Annotated in this window: 11 protein-coding genes; 10 read left to right on the top strand and 1 reads right to left on the bottom strand. The window is 72.2% G+C overall.

Going from position 1 to position 21,778, the window contains the following annotated elements; genetic code table 11:
- Positions 1–147 precede the first annotated feature (147 nt).
- Genes ACIBTM_RS36565 through ACIBTM_RS36525 form a run of 9 tightly spaced genes read left to right on the top strand, consistent with a single transcriptional unit; the run spans position 148 to position 19,324 of the window.
- A complete protein-coding gene (locus tag ACIBTM_RS36565) occupies positions 148–3,936 on the top strand; it encodes an amino acid adenylation domain-containing protein (RefSeq protein ID WP_395881735.1) in 3,789 nt (1,262 codons plus the stop codon).
- The gene (locus ACIBTM_RS36560) at positions 3,933–10,268 is read left to right on the top strand and encodes an SDR family NAD(P)-dependent oxidoreductase (protein ID WP_395881734.1); all 6,336 of its coding nucleotides are present in this window, start codon (positions 3,933–3,935) and stop codon (positions 10,266–10,268) included. The genes ACIBTM_RS36565 and ACIBTM_RS36560 overlap by 4 nt, the downstream gene beginning before the upstream one ends.
- A complete protein-coding gene (locus ACIBTM_RS36555) occupies positions 10,265–11,767 on the top strand; it encodes an ABC transporter substrate-binding protein (RefSeq protein ID WP_395881733.1) in 1,503 nt (500 codons plus the stop codon). Before ACIBTM_RS36560 ends, ACIBTM_RS36555 begins: the two co-directional genes overlap by 4 nt.
- Positions 11,764–12,723: an ABC transporter permease subunit gene (locus ACIBTM_RS36550; protein ID WP_395881732.1), complete on the top strand. Its 960-nt coding sequence runs from the start codon at positions 11,764–11,766 to the stop codon at positions 12,721–12,723. The genes ACIBTM_RS36555 and ACIBTM_RS36550 overlap by 4 nt, the downstream gene beginning before the upstream one ends.
- On the top strand, positions 12,720–13,493 hold the full coding sequence (locus ACIBTM_RS36545) for an ABC transporter permease subunit (protein WP_395881731.1): 774 nt from the start codon (positions 12,720–12,722) through the stop codon (positions 13,491–13,493). The genes ACIBTM_RS36550 and ACIBTM_RS36545 overlap by 4 nt, the downstream gene beginning before the upstream one ends.
- The gene (locus ACIBTM_RS36540) at positions 13,490–14,887 is read left to right on the top strand and encodes an ABC transporter ATP-binding protein (protein WP_395881730.1); all 1,398 of its coding nucleotides are present in this window, start codon (positions 13,490–13,492) and stop codon (positions 14,885–14,887) included. The genes ACIBTM_RS36545 and ACIBTM_RS36540 overlap by 4 nt, the downstream gene beginning before the upstream one ends.
- Positions 14,872–16,239 carry a methyltransferase gene (locus ACIBTM_RS36535; protein ID WP_395881729.1) on the top strand — a complete coding sequence of 456 codons (1,368 nt, stop codon included), beginning with the start codon at positions 14,872–14,874 and terminating at the stop codon, positions 16,237–16,239. Before ACIBTM_RS36540 ends, ACIBTM_RS36535 begins: the two co-directional genes overlap by 16 nt.
- The gene (locus ACIBTM_RS36530) at positions 16,236–17,360 is read left to right on the top strand and encodes a class I SAM-dependent methyltransferase (protein WP_395881728.1); all 1,125 of its coding nucleotides are present in this window, start codon (positions 16,236–16,238) and stop codon (positions 17,358–17,360) included. The genes ACIBTM_RS36535 and ACIBTM_RS36530 overlap by 4 nt, the downstream gene beginning before the upstream one ends.
- Positions 17,357–19,324: a phosphopantetheine-binding protein gene (locus ACIBTM_RS36525; RefSeq protein WP_395881727.1), complete on the top strand. Its 1,968-nt coding sequence runs from the start codon at positions 17,357–17,359 to the stop codon at positions 19,322–19,324. Before ACIBTM_RS36530 ends, ACIBTM_RS36525 begins: the two co-directional genes overlap by 4 nt.
- Positions 19,325–19,332: 8 nt before the next feature.
- Here ACIBTM_RS36525 and ACIBTM_RS36520 read toward each other — a convergent pair whose 3' ends face one another.
- Positions 19,333–20,268, bottom strand: a complete 936-nt coding sequence (locus ACIBTM_RS36520; protein WP_395881726.1) for an NAD(P)/FAD-dependent oxidoreductase — start codon at positions 20,266–20,268, stop codon at positions 19,333–19,335.
- Positions 20,269–20,353: 85 nt separating this feature from the next.
- On the opposite strand from ACIBTM_RS36520, the gene ACIBTM_RS36515 reads away from it, so the two are divergent.
- Positions 20,354–21,427 (top strand): saccharopine dehydrogenase NADP-binding domain-containing protein, encoded by a 1,074-nt coding sequence (locus ACIBTM_RS36515; RefSeq protein ID WP_395881725.1) that lies wholly within the window; start codon positions 20,354–20,356, stop codon positions 21,425–21,427.
- The last annotated feature ends 351 nt before the right edge of the window (positions 21,428–21,778 follow it).

The raw sequence follows: 21,778 nt of genomic DNA, 5'->3' as shown, positions 1-21,778 counted from the left end.
GCGTCCCCCTTCATTCGACACACAGGGTGTTCGTCCACACGGAGCAATACTGCTCCATCAGATGAAAATGATAGCCGTTTTCGTGTATGAAGGACAGCGCGTGACGGTTTCCGCCGTTTCGTTCCCACGACCGTGAAGGAGATCTGGGTGAGCGCGGTCCCGGCAGAGGCAGCGAACCCCCTCGACGACGTGATCGAGGCGGTTGCCGAAACACTCGACATCGCGCCCGCGACGGTCGGCGCGGACATCCCGCTGATGGCGTTGGGCTTGGAGTCGTTCACCGCGGTGCGATTGCGGCGGCTGCTGCTGGACACCACCGGGGTCACCCTCGCGCTGACCGACTTCCTCGACCAGGCCACGGCCCGATCCGTCGCCACCGCGCTCGGCGACCGGGCACGACGACCCGATCCGGAACCGCGCGACGAGACCTTTCCGCTCACCCCCATCCAGACCGCGTACTGGGTGGGACGCGATCCGGCCTTTCCGCTCGGCGGCGTGGCCACCTTCTACTACCGGGAATTCGAGCGTGACACGCGGCCAGGCGAGGACGAGGCCGCTCTGCTGGGTGCGGCGTGGAACACCCTGGTGGAGCGCCATTCCGCGCTGCGCATGGTCGTCGACGCCGACGCCACCGGCCGGGTACTGGCCAAGGTGCCGCCCTACCGGATCCCGGTGACGGACCTGAGGACACTGCCCGATCCCGACGCCGCGCGGGTCGCCGGCGAGTTGCGCGCCGAGTGGTCGCACCAGACCCGGCCCACCGGCTGCTGGCCGTTGTTCGACCTCCATGTCGTGCTACTGCCCGGACAGCGCACCCGGGTGTGTGTCGGCGTGGACGTGCTGGCGCTCGACCTCGCGGGCTGGATGCAGATCATGACCGAATGGGGTGCCCTGGTGGCCGATCCCGCCGCCGCGTTGCCTGAACCCGGCACCACGTTCGCCGAGCTGGCGCGCCGCCGGGCCGCGCGCCCGCCGGGCCCGGAAACCGAACGCGCCGGCCGCTACTGGGCCGACCGCACCCTGCCGCCGGGCCCGGCCCTGCCCACGGTCACGGACGTCGCCACGATCAGCGCGCACCGATTCAGCAGACGCGCCGCCGAACTGGACGCCGCTCGTTGGGCGGCGGTCAAGAAAACGGCCTCCTCGCACGGGGTCAGCCCGACGGCGTTGCTGCTGGCCGCGTACGGGCTCACCCTCACCCGCTGGGGTGCCACCTCGGCCTTCTGCCTCAACACCACCCTGTTCGACCGGCCGGATGATCCCGAGCTGGCGCATGTGGTCGGCGACTTCACCTCCACGGTTCTCGTGCAGATGCCCGCGTGGGAACCGAAGACCGGTTTCGGCGCCTACGTGCGCGCGGTCAACGAGCAGTTCTGGTCCGATATGGACAATCGCGAGGTGGACGGCATGCAGGCCGCCCGCCGGAGTCCTGCCTCGCTCGGCGCGCCGGCGCATCCTGTGGTGTTCACCAGCGGGCTCGGCCTTTCGCCCGGCGGCGACGACCCGTCGGGCTGGCTCGGCACCGAGGTGTTCGGCATCTCGCAGACGCCCCAGGTCTTGCTCGACCACATCGTCTACGAGGAGGACGGCCGCCTTCGCGTGTGCTGGGACAGCGTCGACGGCGCCTATCCCGCGGGTCTCGTCGACGGCATGGCCGACGCGCATCTGCGGCTGCTGACCACGCTGGCCGATCATCCGGACCGCTGGCCGGATCCGGCGCTGGGCTGGATTCCCACGTTCGCGCCACGCGCCACCTTGGACGCCGCGCCGTTCGGCGAGGCCGGTCCGCTGCTGGACGACCCGCTGCGCGCCGCGGCGCGGGACGTTCCGCAGGCGCCGGCGCTCTTGACCGCCGAGTCCGCGTTCAGCCACGGCGAACTTCTCCGCGCGGCCGAGGCGATCGGGCACGGGCTCACCACGGCCGGTGCCGGCCCGGGTGACCTCGTCGCGGTGTCGGCGCCGAAGGGCCCGGCGCAGATCGCGGCGATGCTCGGGGTGTCCGCGAGTGGCGCGGGCTACGTCCCCGTCGAACCGGCCTGGCCCGCCGAGCGCGTCGCCTCGGTGTGCGCCCAGGCCGGGATCGGCCACGCGCTCGTCGCCGACGACGTCACGCTGAGCTGGCCCGGCACCGTCGAAGTCCACCCCGTCGCGCTGGACGCCACAGCCGGCACCGCCGAGCGGCCGAACCGTCCCGCGCCGGACGACCTCGCGTACGTGATCTTCACTTCCGGTTCCACCGGAAAGCCGAAGGGCGTGGCCATCGAGCACCGCGCGGCCCGCACCACGATCGACGACCTCGTCGACCGCTTCCCCCTCACCCGCGACGACCGGATGCTCGCGCTCTCGGCGTTCAGTTTCGATCTGTCCGTGCACGACGTGTTCGGTGTCCTCGGCGCCGGCGGAGCACTCGTCCTGCCGAGCGCCGACCACCAGCGCGACCCCGGGCACTGGCTCGAACTCATGGCACAGCACCGCGTGACGTTGTGGAACACCGCGCCCGCGCTGCTGGAAATGCTCGTCGAATACGCCGAGATCGATCCCGGCCTCGCCGATCGCGCGCTGCGGTCGCTGCGGCTGGTCTTCCTTTCCGCCGACTGGATCCCCGTGACGCTGCCCGACCGGTTGCGCGCCCTCGCACCGCAGGTCGAGATCGTCAGCCTCGGCGGCGCGACCGAGGCGTCGATCTGGTCGATCTGCCACCCGATCGGCGACGTCGATCCGGCCTGGCGCAGCATCCCCTACGGCCGTGCGCTGCGCGGGCAAAGCTTCGACATCCTCGACCCGTCGGGACTGCCGGTGCCGGTCGGCGTGCCGGGCGAGCTGCACATCGGCGGCGACGGCCTGGCCCGTGGCTACATCGGGGACCCGGAGCAGACCGCGCAACGGTTCGTGCGGCATCCGGTATTGGACCGCAGGCTGTACCGGACCGGGGATCTCGGTCGATGGCGGCACGACGGCACGATCGAGTTCCTCGGCCGCGTCGACCGGCAGGTCAAGATCCGCGGGCACCGCATCGAACTCGGCGAGATCGAGTCCGTGCTCGACCGCGCGGACGGCGTCCGCAAATCCGTGGCGCTGTCCGTTCCCGGCCCCGACGACCGGCCGCGGCTGGTCGCCTTCCTCGTCCCCGCCGACACCGGGCGAACCCCGGACACCGCGGAACTCGCGGCACACCTGCGGACCAGGGTTCCCGAGTTCATGGTGCCTTCGCGGTTCACCGTGCTCGACCGGTTCCCGGTGACGGCGAACGGCAAGATCGATTACGCCGCCTTGCCCAACCCCTATCGTCGCGCCGAAGCCCCCGCTCCCACGCAATTGTCCACAGTGGACGCAAAGGAACCCGCCACCCCGCAGACCTGGCTCGCCGAGGCTCTGGCGCGCGCGGCGGACCTGGGGCTCGAGGTGTCACTGACCGTCTCCCCCGGCACGCTCACCCCGGCCGACGCGCTGGCCTCGGCCGCGGAATGGAGCCGCCGTACCAAAGCGGCGTCCTCGGTCCACGGCATCGACCTCAGGGAAGAGCTCAGCGCGGACGGTCTCTTGCACCTCGTCCTTCCCTCGTCCACAAAGGACGCCGGGAGTGCCGCGGTGGCACAACTCGAACCCGAGCAACGAGAAACAGCACCGGCGGCCGCCAGCCCCGAGCTGGAAGAAACCGTGCTGGGGGTGTTCCGCTCCCTGCTCGGCTCCGGCGTCGATGCCACGACCGCGTTCTTCGAGCTCGGTGCCACTTCCCTGACCCTGGTGCTGGCGCACCGGCAGCTCGTCGCGCACGGATTCGACACGCTGACCGTGGTCGACCTGTTCGGCCACCCCTCCGTCCGCGCGCTCGCGGCGTTCCTGGCACCACGCCAGAGCCCGCCGGTCAGCGAAGCACCTCCGGCACCGCGTGGACGCCGCGCCGCCCGGCAGCAGGCCGAGCAGGTCGCCCGATGATCGCGATCACCGGACTCGCCTGCCGCTTCCCCGGCGCGGTCGACGCCGCCGCGTTCTGGGACCTGCTGCTGGCAGGCCGCAGCGGCCTCACCCGGTTCGGCCCGGACGAACTGCGCGCGGCAGGCGTCCCCGAAGACCTGGCCACCGCGCCCGGGTACGTCCCGGTCGGCGGGCTCATCGACGGCCAGGACATGTTCGATCCCGAGCCGTTCGGGCTCACCGACGCCGAAGCCGCGCTGATGGACCCGCAGCAACGGCTGTTCCTCCAGATGTCCTGGCAGGCGCTGGAGCAGGCGGGCCATGGCGGCGGCGTCGGCGCGGGCACCGTCGGCGTCTACGCGGGCGCGTCGCAAAGCGCCTATCTGGCCAGCAATCTCGGCGGCCGCTGGGACCCGACCGGCGGCGGAGCCGACCCGGTCGGGAGTCTGCGCACGGCGATGGCCACGCACGGCGACTACCTGCCGCTGCAGGTCGCGTACCGGCTGAACCTGACCGGGCCCGCGATGTCGATCACCAGCACCTGTTCGAGCTCACTGGTCGCGGTGCACACCGCGGCCCAGGCACTCCTGGCCGAAGAATGCGACACCGCGCTCGCGGGCGGGGCCTCACTCATCGTCCCGCAGGGGCACGGCTATCTCCACGTACCGGACGGGATCTACGCCGCGGACGGCGTCGTCCGGCCCTACAGCGCGGACGGCACCGGAATCGTCTACACCCAGGGCGTCGGCGCGGTCGTGCTGCGGCGGCTGGCCGACGCGCTGGCCGACGGCGACCCGGTACTCGCGGTCCTGCACGGCTCGGCGGTTAACAACGACGGTGCGGTCAAGGCGGGATTCACCGCGCCATCACCGCGGGGTCAGGCCCGGGTCATCGCGGAAGCGCAGACGGTCGCGGGCGTCGCGCCACGCCAGGTCGGCTACGTCGAGGGCCACGGCACCGCGACGGCGCTCGGCGACCCCATCGAGGTCTCGGCCCTGCGCACCGTGTTCGGACCGAGCGACCGGCCGTGGTGCGGGCTCGGCTCGGTCAAGGCGAACATCGGTCACGCCAACACCGCCGCCGGGATCGCGTCGCTGATCAAGACCGTGCTCGCCCGGTCCCACGGCGTGCTGCCCCCGGCGCCGCATTCGGAGCCGGTCAACCCGCGGCTCGGACTGGAGGGATCCGCCTTCGCGCTCTCCGGCGATGCCCGGCCGTGGCCCGCGGACTCGGAGTTCGCGGGCGTCAGCTCCTTCGGTATCGGCGGCACCAACTGTCACGTCGTCCTCGGCCCCGCACCGGCGCGGCCACCGTCCACACCGGACGAACGGCCGCAGATCCTCGTCGTGTCCGGGCAGACCGACGCCGCCGCCCGCCAAGCAGCCCGCGATCTGAGCGAGTACCTCCCCAGCCTCAAGGACTCCGCCGGCCTCGCGGACTTGGCGCACACACTGGACGAGGGCCGGACCCGGCACAGCCGGCGCATCGCCGTCGTCTGCGCGCCCGGCCGGATCGACGCCGCCGCGGCCGCCCTGCGTGAAGCGCGGCCTGTTCCCGCTTCCCGCCCCCGGGTGATCTTCGCGTTCCCGGGAGCGGGCAGCCAATACCCGGGCATGGGATCGGCTCTCTACGCGAGCGAACCGGTGTTCGCCCGGACGGTCGACACCTGCGCCGAACTGCTGCTTCCCTTGACCGGCAACGACATCCGGCACGTCATCGACGGCCGTGATCACCGGATCCGGGACGCGGCGGTCGGGCTGCCCGCGTTGTTCGCGGTGTCGCTGGCCACCGCGCGGTTGCTGGAGTCGTGGGACGTCCGGCCGGACGTCGTGCTGGGGCACAGCCTCGGCGAGTACACCGCCGCCATGGTGTCGGGAGGGCTCGCCCTGCCGGACGCCGCACGGCTGGTGGCGGTGCGCTGCACCGAGGTGTCGCGTGCCGCCGGCGGCGGGGCGATGCTGTCGCTGGACCTCGCCGACGTCTCCGGTCTGCTGGCGGCACATCCGGATGTCGACCTCGCCGCGCTGAACGGGCCCGCCGGATCCGTGGTGTCCGGTCCGGCCGACGCCATCACGGCGCTGGAAGCCGAAGCGGTCGCCGCGGGAATCCGGTGTCGGCGGCTGCACGTGGACACGGCACTGCATTCCCGGCTCGTCGACCCCGCGATTCCCGCCGTCCGCGCTGCGGCGGCGAAGCTCGCCGCCACCACGCCGGAAATCCCGATGGTCAGCACACTCACCGGTACCACGGTCACCGATGAACTCGGTACGGCCGGGCACTGGGCGCGGCAGCTGCGGGATCCCGTCGTGTTCTCCCGGGCCTTGCGGGTCGCGCTCGATCCGGCACCGGCCGTACTGGTCCAGGTCGGACCGGGCAGCAGCCTGGTGACGCTGGCCCGCGCGCACGGCGACCCGGCGCTGCTCGATTCGGCCAGCACACTCGACCACGACCGCGCCGACCTCGAAGCCGAATCCGTTCGCGCCGCCGTCGCCCGCTTGTGGGCACACGGCGGCGAAGTCAGGCTCGGCGCGCAACGCCGCGGTCAGCGTGCGCGTATCGCGGCGCCCGGGTACGCCTTCCGGCCCCGCCGGCTCTGGATCGACCCACCTGCCGGGCCGGTGACGCCTTCCCGTGCTCCCGGGCTCCTGCGGCTGCCCCGGTGGCGTCAGCTTCCCCCGCTCTCCGGTACGACGCCGTCGGGCCGCTTCCTGCTGGCCGCCGATTCACCGTCACCGATCGCCGAAGCGCTCGGTATGTCCACAGTGGAGGATCACGAACCAGGAACACCCATCGACGGCGTCGTCGTGCTGACCGGCCCTGGGCAGGACGTGAGCGATGTCGTCCTCGCCCACGCCGCGCTCGCGAGGAAGCTCAGCGGGATGACCGTGCCGAAGCTGCTGGCGGTCACGTTCGGCGCGGACCGGGTCGAAAGCCTCGACGCGGTGACGACCGGCGCTGCCGCGGCCCGCGCGCTCAGCCGGGTCCTGGCGCAGGAACATCGCGGGATCCGGTGGCGCACGGTGGATCTTCCCCCGGCCACCGACCCGGACCTCGCGGCGAAAGCGATACTGCACGAGCTCGCGGATCTCGTCCGGTCGCGGGATGAACGCGGCGGGCAGATCGCCTGGCGATCCGGGGTCCGCTGGCAACGGGACATCGAGACCTGGCCACTCACCCCGCCGTCCACGACCGTCCGGGGACCGCGGCGAGCCGTCGTGTCCGGTGGGCTCGGTGACGTCGGGCTCGTCGTCGCGGAACGCCTCGCCCGGCGTGGCGCCTCGGTCGTGATCACGTCCCGCCGACCGGTCTCGGACGTCCCCGGCGCGGCCGAAGTCCTCAACGCGGGGAAAAGCCTCGACATCCGCACCCGAACGCTCGATGCGTCCGATGTGGACGGTTGGCGCGACCTGCTCGCCGAACACCAGCCCGAAGTGATCGTGCACGCCGCCGGAGCGGCCGCCACCACCCGGGCGGTTCCGCTTCGCGACGTCACGCCGGACCAGGTCACCTCGCAGCTGCAGGGCAAGGTCGGTGGCGCACGGGCACTCCAGGCGGCCATCGACACGCTGCCCGAGGCGTCCCGGCCCGGCCTGGTGATCCTGATGTCCTCGGCCGCCACGCTGGTCGGCGGGATCGGTACCGGCCCGTACGCGGCGGCCAACGCCGCGCTCGACGCGCTCGCGACCACAAACACCGGCTGGACGAGTGTCGTCTGGGACGGCTGGAGCGCCGGGCCCGGGGGCGCGGACCGGGAAGTGGCCCTGCGCGACGCGCTCGACGCCACGACCGGCGGCCACGCCTTCGACCTGGTACTCGACCGGCATCTCACCGGATCCGTGCCGCCGGTCGTCGCGGTTTCCCGCACGGATCTCACCGAACGGATGGCGGCCGCGGCGTACACCGCACCAGGTGAACAGGGTGACGCGGGCAGCTTCGCCGACCCACTGCAGGAGCGGATCGCGCGGCTGTGGAGCGACCTCTTCGGCGTCGCGATCACCTCGCCGGACGCGGACTTCTTCGCCCTGGGCGGCCATTCCCTGCTGGCGACCGGCATGCTCGCCGCCCTCACCCAAGACCACGGCGTCCGGCTACGGCTGGCCGATCTGCTCACCGCCCCGACCGTGGCCGGGCTGGCGGACCTGCTGCGCGCACGCGACGTCACTCCCCCATCGCCCAAGACTCCGGTTCCCGTGACCGCGGCCGAGCCCGAGTCCTTTCCGCTGACCCGGGTCCAGCACGCGTACTGGATCGGCCGCGACGGTGGCTATCGCTGGGGTGACGTGCCGTGTCACTTCTTCCTTGAGTACGACTGTGCCGAGCTGGACCTGGCGCGCTACGAGGACGCGTGGAACAAGGTGATCGCCCGGCACCCGATGCTGCGGTCCATCGTGGACTCACAGGGTCAGGCGCGGGTGCTGCGCGACCTGCCGCGGTACCGGATCCGCACCCACGATCTGCGCGCACTGTCCGAAGCAGACCGCGACCGACGTCTTTCGGCTGTCCGCGACCGCGTCGGTCTCAAACCCGGCCCGGCCGACCGCTGGCCGCTGTTCACGGTCCAAGCGGCCCTGCTGCCCGGCGGCCGGACCCGCCTGTTCCTCGGCGTGAACGTGCTCATCTGCGACGCCGCGAGCTGGTGGATCGTCGATCGCGACCTGCACGCCTGCTACACCGATCCCACCCGCGTGCTCGATCCGGTCGGGATCCACCCCGCCGACTGCGTCAAGGCGCTCGAAGCTCGACGCGACGGAGCGGACGGCGCCCGTGCCGCCGAGTACTGGCGGGCGCGGCTGACGACGATCCCCGAGGCACCGCCCGTCCCCGTCGACGAGCACGCCACCTCAGGCCGTTTCGTCCGGCACGCCGCGACGCTCGACACCGCGAGCTGGGAACGGCTGCGGCGGCTCGCCGCCGAGCACCGCGTCACCCTCACCGCGGTTCTGCTCACCGTGTACACCGACATGCTGGCTGCCTGGTCGGGCCGGGACGCGTTCAGTGTGATGCTCACGCTGTTCGACCGGCCGGACATCCACCCGGACGTCCCGAACGTCGTCGGCGACTTCACCTCCCTTGTCCTGCACGCGACCGAGGAAGCCGGCCTCGGCACCTTCGCCGAACGGGCCCGCCGCACCCAGCGGCGGCTGTTCGACGACCTCGACCACCGCGAGTTCTCGGCGCTGGACGTGCTCGCGGAGAAGTCCAGCGCCCAGGGCGCGGTCGCGGCCGTGCCCGTCGTGTTCACCAGCGCGCTCGGGCTGACCGAGGTCATCGGCGCCGACCACGACCCGCGGTGGATCGGCCGCAAGGTCGCCGCGCTGAGCCAGACCCCGCAGACCCTGCTCGACCACCAGGTGCTCGAAGAAGGCGGTGAACTGCTGCTTCAGTGGGATGTCCTCGACCCCGTGGTGCCGCCCGGGCAGGTCACCACCGCGATCGCCGACCAGATCGCCCGGGTCAGGCGGCTCGCCGACGATCCGGCGTCGTGGACCGGCGGATCGGAGGCGCCGGTCGAGGACGCCGACATCGCGTTGCTGCTGCGGGAAGGCGTCCCGGACGGCCGGACCCTGTTCCTGCTGCACCCCTCCGGCGGGGACGTGCTGTGCTACACGGAGCTCTCCCGGCTGCTCGACCGGGAGACCACCGTCATCGCCCTGACCGACCCCGGCCTGTCCGGTGGCGACGCGCCCGGCAGTGTGGACGCGCTGGCCGCGCTGTATCTCGGTGTCATCCGCCGCCACCAGCCCGCCGGCCCGTATCTGCTGGGCGGCTGGTCGATGGGCGGCGATCTGGCCCAGCGGGTGGCGTGTCTGCTGCACGAGATCGGCGAGCACACCGAACTGCTGGTGCTCCTGGATTCCAACGATCCGAATCACATCACCGATGTCCCGGGCGGCCCCGCCGAGATCCGCCGCCGCTATGTCGCGTCGCTGGCGGGATATCTCGGCACGGAACTCGCCGCCGCCCAGGAGCCCACACAGTCCGAAGTGGACACTGTGTTACGAGAGCACGGCCTGCTTCGCGCGGGCACCAGCGCCGCCGGACGCGTCGAGGTGTTCGCGCGGCATCTGCGTGGACTGGCCGCCTACCGGCCATCGCGGCTGGGCGATCCGGAAACCCGCACCCTGATCGTCAAGGCGGGCCGGCGATCTCCGGTCAATTCCGGTATCGGCATGGGCGTCGACGACGTCCCCGGCGACCCCGCCGACCTCGGCTGGACAACTCTCCTCGCCCGGCCGCCCATCACGTCCACAGTGGACGCACACCATTACGCCCTGCTGCGCGGCGAACCGGTCGCCGCGATCGCGGCGCTGATCAACGACGAACTCTCCCACCCCGAAAGGCCGATCTCGTGACCCGCGTTCCCCGCCGCATCGCCCTCCTGGTCGCGGCCACCCTGACGGCCACCGCCTGCACCTCGGGCAACGCCACCCCGGCCTCGGGGGATCTCCTGCGCTACGCGGCGGTCGGCTCGGCGGCCACCGCGAGCAACGACCCGCACGGCGGACTCGGCAACGAATCCGACGCACTGCGGTTCGCCCTGCTCTACGACGTGCTCACCGTCGCGGGCCCCGACGGCACCACGGCGCCCCGCCTGGCCACGGCGTGGGAACCGGACGCCTCACAGACCCGGTGGAAGATCACCCTGCGCGCGGACGCCACGTTCGGCGACGGCCGGAAGGTGACCGCCGCCGACGCGTTGTACTCGCTGCGCCGGATGCAGGCCAAGGCGGCCGAGAACTACGGCCGGATGGCGATGTTCGATCTGGACGGCTCCCGCGCGATCGACGCGTCGACGCTGGAGCTGCGCACGCGGACGGCGTTCGCGGCGGTGCCGGAAGCGCTGCAGTCGGCGACCTTCGTGGTACCCGAAGGCACGACGGACTTCAGCACGCCCGCGCCGGGGTCCGGGCCCTACCGGATGACCGGCGGTGACCCCGCCAACGCCGTCCTCGAACGCAACGACGGCTGGTGGGGAACGAAACCGCCGACGAAACGGATCGAGATCCGTGCGCTGGCCGACCCGCAGGCCCGCGCGGACGCGGTCCGTTCGGGACAGGCCGACGTCGCGGGCAGTGTCAGCCCGGCCGCGGCCGCGCAGGCCGAACGCGCCGGCACCCAGGTCGTCCGCCGCCCCGCGGTCACCACCTACCCCGTGGTGATGCGGCTCGACCGAGCACCGTTCGACAAGCCCCAGGTACGCGAAGCCGTCAAGCTCGCCACCGATCGGCGGCAACTCACCGACACCGTGTTCGGCGCTTACGGCAAGGTCGGCAACGACCTGCTCACCCCGGCGGATCCGAGCAGCCCTCAGCTCCCCCAGCGGGTTCGCGACCTCGATCGAGCCCGCGCGCTGATGGCCGAAGCCGGATACCAGGGCGGGGTGGACGTCACTTTGCACACCACGACCGCCTACCCCGGGATGGACTCCACCGCGACACTGCTCGCCCAGCAGCTCGCACCGATCGGCCTCAAGGTCACCGTGAAGGTCGATCCGCCGGAGAGTTTCTGGACGAAGACCTACGCGCAGGCCGATTTCTACGTCAGCTACCTCGGCGGGATCGGCTTCCTCGACGTCTCCCGCATCGCGTTGCGCGCGGCCTCGCCCACCAACGAGACCGCGTGGAAACGCCCTGACTGGGAACGCGACCTCGATACCGCCCTCGCCGACCCCGACACCGCGCGCAGAACCCAGTCTTTCGGTGTCCTGCAAGGGAAACTCCGGAACGAAGGCGGCTACCTCGTCTGGGGCGTCGGGGACGGGCTCGACCTGTCCCGTCCCGGCGTCGGCGGCCTGCCGACCGGGCCCGGGTTCGCGCGGCTGTTCATCGACCAGGTCCGGATCACCGCGTGAGCGCTCGTTCGTCGCCGGCCCGCACGGCGAGCCTCGTGCTGGTGCGGGCCGCCGCGACCGCTGTCGTGGTCTCGGCCGTGGTGTTCGCCGCCGTCAGTGCCCTGCCCTCGGACGCGGCCGAGACCCGGACCGGGAGCCGCGCGGACGCGGAAACCCTGCGGCGGCTACGGGAAACCCTCGGACTGGACGCACCGCTGTGGCAGCGCTGGGGGCAGTGGACCGCGGCGATCCTGCGCGGTGATTGGGGACGTTCGCTCGTCACCGACCGGCCGGTGGCCGATCTGCTGCTGCCCCGGCTCGAAGCCACGGCCGTGCTCACGGCGGCGGCGGTGCTGCTCGCGCTGCCGCTCATGTTCGCGCTCGGCTGGGCCATCGGCGGCAGCCGGCCCGGATGGGCACGACGGTGGGCCGCGCTGAGCACGACCGTCTCGTCGATCCCGCAGGTCGTCGTGGTCGCCGGTCTCGTCGTCGTCCTCAGCGCGCTGCTCGGCTGGCTGCCGCCGGTGTCACTGCTGCCGCCCGGCGGGTCGCCGCTGGACCGGCCGGACCTGCTGGTGCTGCCGTCGCTCGCGCTCGCCCTGCCGGCCGCGGCGTGGGGTGGCGGGTTGCTCGGCGGCGCTGTCGCGGACGCCTGCGCGGCACCCCACGTCCGTGACGCCGTGGCGCGGGGTGTCACCGGCCCGCGGCTGCACGTCCGGCACGTGCTGCCGTTCGTGCTCTCCCCCGCGATCCGCGCGGCCGCGACGCTGACCGCGGGTACCGTCACCGCGGCGGCCGTCGTCGAAACCATGCTCGGTTACCAGGGGCTGGGCGAATTGCTGGTCACGGCGGTCGCGGGCCGGGATACGCCGGTCGTCGCGGCGGTCGGGCTGATCGGCGCGCTGATCGTCGTCGCGGGCACCGCACTGGCGGACCTCGCGGCCTCGGCCGCCGATGTCCGGCGGGAACGGCGATGAAGACCGGGTGGTTCGCCGCGGCGCTCGCGGTCGTCACGCTCGCCGGGGGCCTGCTGGCCCCACGCGATCCGGCGGCCGTCGCCGGTACGCCGTTCGCGCCGCCTGGTCTCGGCCACGTGCTGGGCACCGACGTGCTGGGCCGGGACGTGTTGTCGCGATCGCTCGCGGGCGGGGCGGGCCTGGTGCTGCTCGCGGCCGCGGCGGGAGCGATCACCTGCGTGGTGGGTGTCGCCGGCGGGCTGATCGCCGGCTGGAACGACGGCCTTCCGGGGAAGCTGATCACCGGCCTCGCCGATGTCCTCGTGGCACTGCCACTGCTGCTGGTCGCGCTCGTGCTCGCGGTGGCCGTGCCCGGTCCGGTCGCGGTCGTCGTGGCCACGGTATGCGGCGGAGCGCCGCTGACGACGCAAATCGTCCGCGACACCACCCGCCGGACCCGTGCGGCGGGCTGGGCCGACGCCGCCCGCTGCCGGGGCGAGCGCACCGCGGTGCTGCTGGTGCGGGAAATGGCCCCGGCCATGGCCGGGCTGATCGTGGCCGAGGCGGGCCTGCGGTTCGTGCTCGGGCTGCAACTGGCCTGCACGATGACGCTGCTCGGGTTCGGTGCCCAGCCGCCCGCGCCGGACTGGGCGTTGATGCTGCGCGAAAACCTGCCCGGCGCCGCGGACAACCCCGCGGCCGTGGCCACTCCGGCGCTCCTGCTCGCGGCGCTGGCCTGCCTGGTCACGTGGGCATTGCGGGCACGCCGCCGGGAATCGGTGACGGCATGACCCCGGCGGAGCTGATCGTGCGCGGCCTGACCGTCCACAACGGACTTGGTCAGACCGTGCTCGGCGACGTCAGCCTGGACGTACCCGCGAACACGGTGGTGGCCGTGACCGGCCCGTCCGGCAGCGGGAAGACGACGTTGCTGCGGACGATCCTCGACGTCCTGCCGCCCGGGCTGCGCAGGATGAGCGGCGAGATCACGTGGGCGGGGACACCGGTGTCACCAGGCCGCCCGTCGGCCGTCTGGCGACGCCAGGCCACCGGACTTCTCGGCCAGGACCCGGCAGGCACCCTGAATCCGCTGTGGACGGTCGACCGCCTGGTGTCCGAATCGGACCGGAGTCAGGTCGACGACGCCTTGTCGGCCGCGGGACTGGACCCCACCTCGGTCAGGACGAAACGACCGCATCAGCTCTCCGGCGGACAGGCCCAGCGAGTCGCCCTCGCCCGGGCGATCGCCGGTCGTCCCCCGCTCCTGCTGCTCGACGAGCCGACCAGCGCACTGGACGCGGACGCCGTCCGCCGCGTCGCCAATCTGGTCCGCCGACGTCGCGACGAACGTATCGGCGCCACCCTGATCATCTCGCACGACCGCGAGTTCGTGGCCGCGCTGGCCGATCGCGTGATCGGCCTCGGCTCCCCGCCGATCGTCCTGCCTTCGTCGCCGTCCCGGCCACCGACCACCGAAGCCGTCCTCACGGTGTCCGGATTGAGCATCGAGCGGCCCGTGGCCCTGGTCCGTGACGCGAACTTCGCCGTACACGGTGGCGAACTGGTCGCGCTCGTCGGCGCTTCCGGTAGCGGGAAGACGACGCTGTTACGTGCGCTGGCCGGACTCCACGATGTCCACACTGGACAGATCACCATCGACGGACGGCCACTGCCGTCGCTTCGGACGCGTGACAGGCGGCAGCTGCGCGCGATCCAGTACCTGGCACAAGATCCGCTCGACGCCCTCAACCCCGCGCACCGGGCGGTCACCACGATCGCCCGCCCCGCCCGGCTCCTGTGCGGGCTTTCCCGTCACCAGGCCCGTTCGGCGGCGGAGGAGATCCTGATCGCCGTCGGGCTCGACCCCGCAGCCGGACGACGCCGCCCCGGCACGCTGTCCGGCGGGCAGCGGCAACGTGTCGTCCTCGCCCGCGCGCTCGCCCCCCGGCCGCGGTTGCTGCTCGCCGACGAACCGACGTCGGCACTCGACGACGAGACCGCCGAGGCCGTACTCGGGGTCCTGGTCCGTCATCGAGCCGACGGCATGGCCGTACTGGCCGCCACCCACGACCCCCGCGTCGTCCGCCGCGCGGACCGAATCCTGCGGCTGCACGACCGCCGGCTCACCGAAGCCGCGGCGAACCCGCGCGACGAAGGAGGAATCACGCTGTGCCCGAACCGCTGACCAGGCCCGCCACCGCGCTTTTCACCGCGGTGGCGGCGAAGCTGCGCACCCACCCGTGGATCGGCCACGCCGAGCCCACGGCCTCGGGCGTCCGCGTCCATCCCGCCTCGCACCTGCTCGCGACCACGCCCGCACCCGGCGCGCTCATCGCCGAATACCTCGAGCACTGGAGTGAGGTCTACCAGCTGACCTATACCGCCGCTCCCCGTGACGCCCCCGGTGACCTCGACCTCAGCGGCTGGCGGGCGTCCGACACCGGCGAACCGCTCCCCACTGTCCATATGCGACAGTGGGTGGAGCGCACCGTCGACCTCATCGCGGGCCTGCGGCCGGAGTGGATACTGGAGCTGGGTTGCGGCACCGGCATGCTCCTGCACCGGCTCGCACCCCGCGTCCGTGGCTATGTCGGCACCGACGTCGTCGCCGATTCCGTCCGCCCGCTCCCCTCCGGACCGGGCACCGTGACGACCGTGCGCGCCGCCGCCCACGACGCGGACGGTCCCGTGGTCTCCTCCGCGATGACCGCCGCCGGCTTCCCCGCCGCCGGGCCCGACTGCGTGGTGCTCAACTCCGTGACCCAGTGCTTCCCCGGCACCGGCTACCTCGACGCGGTCGTGCGCGCGGCCGTGCGCACGGTGGCCCCGGGCGGGTACGTGGTGCTCGGCGACAACCGGCACGCGGGGCTGCACACCGAGTTCAGCACGTGGGTCGAGCAGCGGCGCGGCGCCGGTCCCGACCTCGGCGACCGTGCCGAGGCCAGGGCCGCCCGGGACGAGGAGCTGCTGTTCGACCCCGTCGCGCTGGCTCGGATCGCCACCGAAGCCGGTGCCGACGCCGGGCGCGAGATCAGGATCGCGACGTTCCCCAAGCTCCTCGACGCGGATTCCGAGCTGACCCGCTATCGCTTCGACTGTGTTCTCGCGGTCGATCCGGGCTTCCCCGAGACCGATCCCCGGCCGCTGCGCTGGCCGGACGTCGCGGACCGGCTGGACACCGTGCTCGACGGCTCCGGCGTCCGGATCCCGGACATCCCCAACGGCGCTCTTCCCGATGCGCCAGAGTCCTCGATCACGGCCGCCCGGTTGGCCGCGCTGGTGGACCGGAACGACGCGCGCGTGACGCTGGCCGCGCACGATCCCCGGTTGCTCGAAGTGGTGTCCCCGGCTTCGGCGGCCTGGCGCCCGGCCGCCGAAGTCGCCGCCCTGCCCGGCGGGAACACCCACGAACCCTTGCGGCGCTTCACCGTGCAGCGGATGCGTGCCACGGCCCGCGCCTGCTTGCGCGACCTGCCCGGCGCCCGCGGTGTCACGGTGGAGGTCGACCCCGCTCCGTATCCGGCGAGCACGTCGTGATCGCCGTGGAATCCGGTCACCAGGCCGGGCTGACCGCCATCGACGGCGCCGACCTCGCCGCCCTTCCCGAGGCGATGCGCGGCCTGGACGACGCGGCGCTGGACACCATGGCGGCCACGTTCCGCCGCGCCGGGCTGTTCCGCCCTGGCGTCAGCCACCGCCCCGAGCAGATCCTCCAGCGGCTGCGGGTCGCCGAACGACATCGCTGGATCGTCCGTGGCTGGCTGCGCGCCCTGACCGGCCATGGGAGATTGCGCGCGTCGGACGACGGCACCGTGCTGCGGGACCTCGCCCCGGCGCCCGCGCATCCCGCGCCACTGGCCGAGTTGTGCGCACGGCTGGGCTATCCGGCCGAGGTGAGCGGGTTCTTCGACGCCACCGCGGCGCGGCTGCCCGAGTTGCTACGCGACGAAGTCACCCTGCAGTCCGTGCTGTTCGGGACCGACAGCACGGCGACCGCGGACGGCGTCTACCGCGAGAACGTGATCAACGGCTACCTCAACGCGGCCCTCGTGGAGATCCTCCGTGCGGAATCGCCCGCGGCGCCGCGCATCCTGGAACTCGGCGCGGGTGTCGGGGCCACCGCGTTTCCTGTCCTCAGTGGACTGACCGGCGATCTCGACTATCTGTTCACCGATGTGTCCCGCTATTTCCTCGCCACCGCGCGGAAGATCCTGGCGCACGACGGGCGGGTGCGGTTCGGCGGGCTCGACATCAACGACCCCGGCGCGCACCCGGTCGAACCGGAATCCTGTGACGCCGTGATCGCGGCGAACGTCCTGCACAACGCCGTCGACGTCGGCGCCGTTCTCAAAACCGTGCGGTCCTGGCTGCGGCCCGGCGGGCTGCTGCTGGTCGTCGAGTCGTGCGGCGATCTCCTCCAGGCCGCGGTCTCCATGCAGTTCCTGATGTCCCCGGCATCCGGCCGTCCCGCCGCGGGCTCGGCGGACCTGCGTGCCGGGAGCGACCGGATCTTCCTCACCCGCGACGAATGGCTCGGCGAATTCCGCCACGCGGGCCTGCGGCCGCTGCTGGACCTGCCCCATCGCGACCACCCGCTCAGCACACTCGGCCAGTCGCTGCTGGCCGCCACCCCTTCGGAACCGGGAGCATTCTCATGACCACCACCCTTGACCACCGGGAGCCTCTGGCCGAGATCTGGGGCAAGCTGCTCGGTCTCGACCCCGCCGAGGTCCCGCACGACGCGGGTTTTCTCACCCTCGGCGGCGACTCCGTGCTCGCCGTCCGCATGTCCGCGCAGGTCCGCAAGCAGCTCGGCGTCGTACTCGCGTTGTCCGACATCCGCGTCGAGATCACGCTCGCCGAGCTCGCCGGGCTGATCGCCCGCCGCGCCGCCGGCGGTGGCCGGGCGCTGCCCGTGGAAGTCGCCAAGCGCGCCGACCCGGACGAGCCGTTCCCCCTGCTTCCCTTGCAGCAGGGGTACTTCGTCGGCCAGCAGGACGGCTGGGAGCTGTCCTACCCGTCCGCGCACCACTACGTCGACATCGGACTGTCCGAAGTAGACACAGACGACGCGCCGGAAGCGCTGCGGGACGCGCTGCGCAGACTGGTCGTGCACCAGCCGACGCTACGGGCCCGCGTGCTGCCCGACGGACGGCAGCGCATCCTTCCCGCCGGCGATCCGGCCACCGTGCCCGGCCTCGTCGTCACCGACCTTCGCGGGGTTCCGGCCGACGACGTCGCGCGCTCACTGGCCTCCCTGCGGCACGAGATGAGCACGAACGGCCCCAATCCCGGCGATGGACCGGGAATCGACATCAGGCTGACCTTGCTCGACGACGGCAACGCGCGGCTGCACTGCGCGGTGAGCCTGCTCATCATCGACGGCTGGTCGTCCAATGTGTTCTACCGCGACCTGTTCGCACTGGTCGCCGACTGGAACGCCACCCTCGCACCGCTGGAGATCGACTACGGCGACTACGTGACCTCGGTACGGCGCCTGCCCGGCACCGCGGCGTGGGAGGCCGACCGCGACTGGTGGTTCGACCGGCTCCCCGGCTTCGGGCAGCCGCCCGCGCTGCCGCTGCGTCTCGACCCCGCCGAAGCGCGTCCCGAGCTCATGGCCACGACGCAGCGGACCCTGGACGCGCCGACCTGGGCCGCCGTGCGGGCACAGTGCGCCGCGCACGGCGTCACCCCCTCCGCGGCCGTGTTCACCGCCTACGCGGGTGTTCTCGCCCGTGCCGCCGGGCATCGCGTGATGCTGCTGAACTCCTTGCAGCTCAACCGGTTGCCGCTGCATCAGGACGTGCACCGCATCATCGGCGCGTTCGCCTCGACCATGCTGATCCCTGTCGAGCTGGATCCTTCGGCTTCCTTCGCGGATCTCGCGCTGGCTTGTCAACGTCAGTTCGGCGACGCCGCCGCACACAACCTGGTCAGCGGCGTCGAGGTGTCCCGTGAACTGGGCAGGCACCGCGGAACACACCGGCCGGTGGCACCCGTGGTCTTCCAAAGCACGCTCGGCATGGACGCGGCGATGGGCCGTCGGCTGCCCGGTGACGCCGGGCCGCTCGGGGTGATCGACATGCATGACCACCACCAACAGCTCCGCACCCCGCAGGTCGCGCTCGAAGTCCGGCTGTTCGAACTCGACGACACCATGACCGCGGTGTTCTCCTACGTCGAGGAGATCTTCGAACCCGGCCTCGTCACCGGCATGTTCGCCGAACTGCTCGATCACGTCCGGACGCTCGCCGAGCCGCGTACCTGGGACTCTCCCGTGCCGCTGCCCGACAGGGAACATCCCGATCCCGCTCCGGACGCCCTGGTGCTGGGCCGGTACGCGCGGTCCGACGCGGCGGCGGCCGAGGAATCCGGCCCCGCGCGGGACGAGGTGGAACGCCGGATCGCCGCGCTGTGGCAGGAGATCCTCGACGTCGCGGAGGTCGATCGGGCCGGGAACTTCTTCACGATGGGCGGGGACTCGCTGCTCGCCGTGCGCGCGCTGGCCCGCGTCGCCCGCGAGACCGGCACCGCGGTGAGCGTCCGGGACTTCCTCGCCTCGCCGACCCTCGCGAGTGTGGCCGCCCGGATCCGCGCCGCACGGCCACATTCGTCGTGAGCCGGTCGCTAAGCCTGTTCCGCGCCGGCCAGCCCGGCGCGGAACAGGCCCTGCTCCAGCCAGACCGCCGCCCGCACCCCATCGGCGGCGGCCTGGCTGACCAGCGTCAACGCGTCGGGCAGCGCAGGCAGCCTCGCCAGGTCTCCCGCCGCGGACACACCGGGCACCGTGGTGGCCTGGAACTCGTCGACCCGGACACAGCCGTCATCGAGGATTTCGCAGCCGAGGTCGGCGGCGAACGGCGCGCCCTGGCGCGTCGGAGCCCGATGGAACAGCGCCTCGCGCCGCACGACCTCGCCACCGGCCAGCCGGATCTCCACCGCGTCCAGCTCACCGGCCACCCGCTCGACGCGATCCGTCCGCACCGGGATTCCCGCCTTGTCCAACCGGGCCAGCGCCTCGACGGGCAGTTCGTGCGCGCCGTCGGTCAGCACCACGACGTCCTTGCCGAACCGGTCGGCGACGTACAGCCCGAGCATCACCTGCGGCACGTCACGGCCGAGTACGGCGAGGGTTTTGCCGGTGGTCTCGTAACCGTGGCAGAACGGGCAGTGGAACACGCATTCGCCGAACCGCTCGGCCAGCCCCGGGATCTCCCAGGGCTCGTCCACCTGCCCGGTGGCGAGCACGAGCCGCCGGGCCCGCTCGACGCGGCCGTCCGCCAGCTCGACGCGGAAGTCGTCCAGTTCGCCGGACACGGCCGTCACCGCCACGCTTTCCAGCCGGACCGTTTCGTAGCGGGACAGTTCTTCCCGGCCGGCGCGCAGCAGCTCCGCCGGGGAGAACCCGTCCCGGCTCAGGAACATGTGCACGCCGTCGGAAGGCGCGTTCCGCGGCCGTCCCGCGTCGAGCACGAGCGTCGAACGCCGTTGCCTGCCCAGCACTTGCGCGGCGCTCAACCCGGCGGCCCCGCCGCCGATCACGATGACATCGAACACGGTCACACTCCCTCACCCAGTTTCCGACAATGACTATCAATATCAGAAATCGTCTGGGCGGTCGACGCCCCCGCCCGGAAAGGCCCTGGCAATGACCATCGCGATCCTCGGCGGCTATGGCGCCGTCGGCGCCACCGCGGCCCGCCGACTCGCCACGGCCGGTATCCCGATCCGCGTCGGCGGCCGGAATCTTCGCTCCGCGTCCGCGTTGTGCGAAGAACTAGGCGAAAACGCTTCCGCGCATGCCGTCGATCTGACGGACAACCGTTCCCTGGCCACGTTCTGCGCCGGAGCCACCGTCGTCCTCAACTGCGCCGGCCCCTCGTACCGGGTCCTCGACACCGTCGCACTCGCCGCCAGTGCCGCGAACGCCCACTACGTCGACGTCGCCGGCGACCAGCCCTTGCTCCGCAGGCTCGTCGCGCTGCCGCCCTCCGATCGCCTCGCCGTCATCTCGGCCGGCGTCATGCCCGGCCTGACCGCGATCCTGCCCCGGGGGCTGCTCGGCGACGATCCCGCGCGCACCGCCATCGACCTGCACGTCGGCGGGCCCGTCCGGATCACGCCGGTCTCGGCGCAGGACATCCTGCTGGCCACCGGACCCGACTTCGGCACGCCGCTGGCGTCGTGGCGCGACGGTGAAGTCGTCAAGGGATCAGAGAGTCCACAATGGAACGTCACCCTGCCCCGCTTCGGCCATGCCGTGCACGCCCTGCCCTATCTGACCGCCGAATCCGTGGACTTCGCGCGCCACCACGGCGTCGGCGAGCTCCGGAGCCACTCGGTGTACGTGTCCGAACGGATCCCGACCACACTGGCCACCGCCTGGGCCGAATCTCCCGACGACCCCACGACCTGGGCCGAAGAGCTCGCCAAGGCCGCGGCCGAAGACCTCTCCGAACACGCGCCCCACTACACGATCCTCGTGCGACGGCGCGACCTCGACCGGCAAGGCCCCACAACGTGGCGGTTGCTCCGGACCACCGACCCATACCGCCTGAGCGGTGTCGTCGCCGCGCACACCGTCCACGCCGTCCTCGCGAGCGCTTCCGCCGGGACGTACCCGGCTTGGCGGTTCCTCGATCCCGGCGAGACCTGGGCCGCGTTGGCGGCTGACCCGCTCTGCCATACGGAAACGCACGCCTTGCCGGGCGAGCCCGGCTGACGCGTGGATCACAAGACACGAAGAAGGCCCAGGTCGACGACCTGGGCCTTGTGCTCCCCCGCTTGGACTCGAACCAAGAACCCTCCGGTTAATCGGCGGGTCTTGACCTCGGTCGTTCTCGGTTGCACTCAACTGGGATGTTTGCGTTTGCTCACGCTCTGACTCGACGCCAGTCGCTCTCGATCGGCCTGGTTTATACGCGGTAAATCATCAGTCGTCGATCGCGGGCACAGCCGGCTGGCCGGGGACGCTCGGTCCACTACAGGGCGGCTCGGGCGTGAGCAAGCTCAGGAATCGGACAGTCGGATGTCGTTCTCCATGTCGCGAGGAACAGCAGCGGCGCCGACACAG

It is taken from the genome of Amycolatopsis sp. NPDC049868 (assembly GCF_044461365.1).
In the GTDB taxonomy this organism is placed as follows: Bacteria; Actinomycetota; Actinomycetes; order Mycobacteriales; family Pseudonocardiaceae; genus Amycolatopsis.
The sequence above is the reverse complement of the archived record's forward strand: the minus strand, read 5'-3'. Positions and strand labels throughout refer to the sequence as shown.